The organism is Arsenophonus nasoniae DSM 15247, from assembly GCF_000429565.1.
Lineage (GTDB): Bacteria > Pseudomonadota > Gammaproteobacteria > Enterobacterales > Enterobacteriaceae > Arsenophonus > Arsenophonus nasoniae.
In genome coordinates, this window is record NZ_KE386921.1 from 575 (window position 1) to 5,124 (window position 4,550).

3 protein-coding genes, 6 tRNA genes and 1 pseudogene are annotated in these 4,550 nt (G+C 39.7%); 2 read left to right on the plus strand and 8 right to left on the minus strand.

Going from position 1 to position 4,550, the window contains the following annotated elements; translation table 11 throughout:
- Position 1: 1 nt before the first annotated feature.
- The 5 genes from G468_RS0119225 to G468_RS0119245 all read right to left on the minus strand — a co-directional run bounded on the left by G468_RS0119225 (position 2) and on the right by G468_RS0119245 (position 572).
- Positions 2–77: transfer RNA gene (locus tag G468_RS0119225), tRNA-Lys, on the minus strand.
- Positions 78–138: 61 nt separating this feature from the next.
- Positions 139–214, minus strand: a tRNA-Val gene (locus G468_RS0119230).
- A 52-nt stretch (positions 215–266) separates the two neighbouring features.
- Positions 267–342 (minus strand) — tRNA-Val (locus tag G468_RS0119235).
- A 52-nt stretch (positions 343–394) separates the two neighbouring features.
- Positions 395–470 (minus strand) — tRNA-Val (locus G468_RS0119240).
- Between the two features lie 26 nt (positions 471–496).
- Positions 497–572, minus strand: a tRNA-Val gene (locus G468_RS0119245).
- A 307-nt stretch (positions 573–879) separates the two neighbouring features.
- Between G468_RS0119245 and gltX the strand changes: the two genes are divergently transcribed.
- Positions 880–2,301 (plus strand): glutamate--tRNA ligase, encoded by a 1,422-nt coding sequence (gene gltX / locus G468_RS0119250; protein WP_026824311.1) that lies wholly within the window; start codon positions 880–882, stop codon positions 2,299–2,301.
- 160 nt (positions 2,302–2,461) lie between these two features.
- A tRNA-Ala gene (locus G468_RS0119255) sits at positions 2,462–2,537 on the plus strand.
- 54 nt (positions 2,538–2,591) lie between these two features.
- Here G468_RS0119255 and G468_RS0119260 read toward each other — a convergent pair.
- From G468_RS0119260 to G468_RS25595, 3 genes and pseudogenes are all read right to left on the minus strand, one after another.
- On the minus strand, positions 2,592–3,617 hold the full coding sequence (locus G468_RS0119260; protein ID WP_026824312.1) for a tyrosine-type recombinase/integrase: 1,026 nt from the start codon (positions 3,615–3,617) through the stop codon (positions 2,592–2,594).
- 56 nt (positions 3,618–3,673) lie between these two features.
- Positions 3,674–3,823, minus strand: a pseudogene (locus G468_RS25535) (helix-turn-helix domain-containing protein); the annotation flags it as partial.
- Between the two features lie 569 nt (positions 3,824–4,392).
- A complete protein-coding gene (locus G468_RS25595; protein ID WP_478209564.1) occupies positions 4,393–4,533 on the minus strand; it encodes a phage tail fiber protein in 141 nt (46 codons plus the stop codon).
- Positions 4,534–4,550 lie beyond the last annotated feature (17 nt).

The following is a 4,550-nucleotide window of genomic DNA, read 5'->3' on the forward strand; positions in this document are numbered from 1 at the left end:
ATGGTGGGTCGTACAGGATTCGAACCTGTGACCAATTGATTAAAAGTCAACTGCTCTACCGACTGAGCTAACGACCCTATTAATAGCAAAACATATTATAAATAACTTAAACAAATAATGCTGTATTTCTGACCTGAATGGTGGGCGATACCAGATTCGAACTGATGACCCCCTCCTTGTAAGGGAGATGCTCTACCAACTGAGCTAATCGCCCATTCATAACAAACAGACAACACTTTTACTTAAGCATGATTCTTAATTATGATTGGTGGGCGATACCAGATTCGAACTGATGACCCCCTCCTTGTAAGGGAGATGCTCTACCAACTGAGCTAATCGCCCATTCATAACAAACAGACAACACTTTTACTTAAGCATGATTCTTAATTATGATTGGTGGGCGATACCAGATTCGAACTGATGACCCCCTCCTTGTAAGGGAGATGCTCTACCAACTGAGCTAATCGCCCAATCATAATAAAATCATCACAACAATTGGTGGGCGATACCAGATTCGAACTGATGACCCCCTCCTTGTAAGGGAGATGCTCTACCAACTGAGCTAATCGCCCGTCGTGATGGAGGTGCATTATAGGGATAGTTCTGCATGAGTCAACGGTTTTTCAAAGGAAAATATTCGTTCGTTGCAAAATTAAGCAAGATGCACCTAATATTATCGACGCAAAATAATATTTATTTAAACTTATTTAGTCTAGATCCTATCAGGAAAAATTAAGCATTTTTACTGCTAAATTAGCAAAATAAAGTATGAATATCGTGCTAATAGCATTGAGGAATTAAGTTGCAGTGATAAAATAACGGATTGTAAATTTATCACTGACTAGATTTGATATAAAAAAGGTCATTAAGGCAATCCTAATGAATAAAATAAAAACCCGTTTTGCACCAAGTCCAACTGGTTATCTTCACGTCGGCGGCGCTCGTACTGCACTCTATTCATGGCTATATAGTCGACATAATAACGGCGAGTTTGTCTTACGTATTGAAGACACCGATCTTGAGCGTTCAACACAAGTTGCCATTGACGCCATAATGGATGGAATGAACTGGTTAAGTTTAAATTGGGATGAAGGTCCTTACTACCAAACTAAACGCTTCGACCGTTATCATGCTGTTATCGATCAAATGCTTAGCGCCGGGACAGCTTATCGCTGTTATTGTTCTAAAACACGGCTAGACAATTTACGTGAAGAGCAAATGGCTAGAGGCGAAAAACCTCGTTATGATGGCTGCTGCCGCGATCATGCTCATAATCATACACCGAATGAGCCTCACGTAGTGCGCTTTCGTAACCCCCAAGAAGGCGCTGTGATTTTTGAAGACCAAATCCGTGGCCCTATTGAATTTAGTAATCTTGAGCTTGATGATCTTATTATACGCCGTACCGATGGCTCTCCTACCTATAATTTCTGTGTTGTTATTGATGACTGGGATATGAAAATCACTCATGTGATCCGTGGTGAAGATCATATTAATAATACTCCACGGCAAATTAATATATTAAAAGCCCTTGGCGCGCCAATACCTGTATATGCGCATGTTTCAATGATCTTAGGTGATGATGGTAAAAAATTATCTAAACGTCATGGGGCAGTTAGTGTTATGCAATACCGCGATGACGGTTATCTACCCGAAGCCTTATTAAATTATCTGGTGCGTCTCGGATGGTCCCATGGCGATCAAGAAATTTTTAGCCGTGATGAAATGATCAGTTATTTTTCTCTAGATGCGATTAGCAAATCCGCCAGTGCCTTTAATACCGACAAATTATTATGGCTTAATCATCATTATATCAATTCACTACCTGCCGAATATGTTGCGACTCATTTAGCATGGCACATTGAGCAGCAAGCTATTGATACCCAAATAGGGCCAAGCTTAGCAGATTTAGTCAAGCTTCTCGGTGAACGCTGTAAGACCTTAAAAGAAATAGCCGCATCATGTCACTATTTTTATCAGGATTTTGCTGAGTTCGACGCCGAGGCAGCGAAAAAGCATCTACGCCCAATAGCGTACTTACCTTTAGAAACTGTTCGGGCAAAATTGGCAACGATTAGCAATTGGACATGTGGAAATGTCCATCAGGCAATTGAATCAACGGCGGCAGAACTTGAAATTGGGATGGGAAAAGTGGGTATGCCACTACGGGTTGCCGTGACAGGAACAGGCCAATCACCGAGTGTTGATGCCACTGTACATGCTATTGGCCAGACTCGTTCATTAAAACGCATTGATAATGCTTTGCTTTATATTAAAGAGCGTGAAAATAGCGCTAATTAATGGAATTAAATTAGCTCAAAGGCACATTATTATTGTGCCTTTTTTCTTTATACCCGACTTTATGACCATTTTTTCAACGGTTAAACGCTATTTTCATATTAATCGATTGACAGTTTTATTCAGCTTGCATATCATGCGCTCGCCTAACAGGCTTTGGTTAGGGGCTATAGCTCAGCTGGGAGAGCGCCTGCTTTGCACGCAGGAGGTCAGCGGTTCGATCCCGCTTAGCTCCACCAAATTTTTAATGTTATTCAATAAGATAAGAGGCCAAAAGTAGGCCTCATATTTTTTTAACTCTTATTCTGTGTCAAATCTGTGCCACTAGTAACGATGCGTTCAGCGTGTTGCTGCAAAAATTGTGTTGAAAGGTGTGCATATTTACGTACGGTGTCTGCCTTGCTCCAGCCTCCCAGCTCTTGTAAAACGTATAGTGGGGTTCCTGCCATTATGTGGCGAGTTGCCCATGTGTGACGCAGGTCATGAAAATGAAAATCGCCCAGCCCTGCTCGATAAACTGCTTTTCGCCATCCTTTAGCACCTGCGTTTTTTATTCTATTCCCTTGATAAGTAAAAACATACTCTCTGTGATGTCCTTGCTGTTCCCGTATTATTGTTAAAGCAGCTTGATTCAGAGGAATGCCAATAGCTTGGTTTGTTTTTGATTCATCTGCATGAATCCAAGCTTGGCGTCTATTGATATCAACCTGTGACCACTTTAAATTTGTAATATTGGACATACGTAACCCTGTATTCAAAGCAAAGTTAACAATAGGCTTCAGATGCTCCGGTAGTTCTACCATTAAACGTTTTTCTTCATATTCTGTTAACCAACGTATTCTTCGGGTTGGTTCTTTCAACAATTTAATCGGCGGTATTTTATCTAATAATCCATGCTCATATGCACATTTAAGCACAACTCTAATTTGTTGTAACACTGCATTTACAGTGCGATTTTTTACTCCTGAGATTTGTTTTGTTTTTTTGATTTCATCAATTAAATATTTGTTAATGTCAATGAGCTTGGTTTTGCCTAGGTATTGATCTAGCCATCTAAGTCCGTATAACATATTACGATTTTCTTTACGCTCAGGTTTTTCATTAAGCCACAAAAGCACTGCTTCTTGCCATGTATGAAAACTTACATCTCCTAATTTTTCATTTCGCCAATAGCTATTATATTCTAGCGCTGCTAATTCTTTAGCTTCTTGCTGATTGGTAGTTTTAGCAGACTTGCGTATTCGTTGCTTGTTTGGCGTTGTGAAGGAGTACCACCAAATTTCCCCGCGCTTGTATGTTGAAACGATTTGCTTTGACATATATGATCACCTATATATTGATCTGTTTTACAAGACGTGTTTTTTTGGTTCAGGATAAAAGTATCAATTTCATTTCTGCTAAAGCGCCATTCACCAAAAATCTTGTATGCTGGTATTTTTCCATTTACGGCTTTATCTCTAATCGTTTTTTCGGAGACCTTTAATTTTTCACTTGTCTCCTTTACAGTCAGAAATATATCCTCCATATTAAACCTCTCTTCTACTGAAAATACTTACCGACAGCATTTTTTATCGCCTCTAATAAAATGTTTTGCCTTTTGCTTTGCACCGATTCAAGTGTGTGATGGATGCCATAATGACCTCTGCTAAAATAAAGCCACTGCGCCGTTCCTCATGACAATGAGCAGTTGGTGAATTGTAGGAAGGGTGGGTTGTTGTGACGCAATAAAGGAGAGTTGGTCTGTTGCTACCAATCTATTTAATTTGCTATTCTTATGTCTCTGAATTAATGGGATATTATATTGATCTGCCTAATACGGGGGAAAAATAATGCATTTATAAGGACTGTTTCCTAAAATTGCTTTATCAACGTAGTAAAACTAGTTTTTTTGCAGCCATCGCTTAATCGAACGTTTAGACATTCCTAGCGATGTAAAACCGAAATCTCTACTTTGATCTCCAACGTAATCATCAGCAGTACCCTAAAACTGCCATTTTTACTCTGGATGGATTATTTTTGCACTGGTAGCGATAACAACAAACTAAGGTTAACAACTTCCCTCAACGCTGCTAATAGGATGCCCCTGTGATGGGGCTATTCGTTTTGTGCTTGATGTTGATTCCAGATTGAATCAACGGGCATCTCCACCCTCACATCTAGCCATGTGGATGCGGGAATATCACATGGCTCACCATCGGTATAGTAAACAGGACTTTTATCTATAATCTCTTTAATCCGCCAGTTCTGAAAAT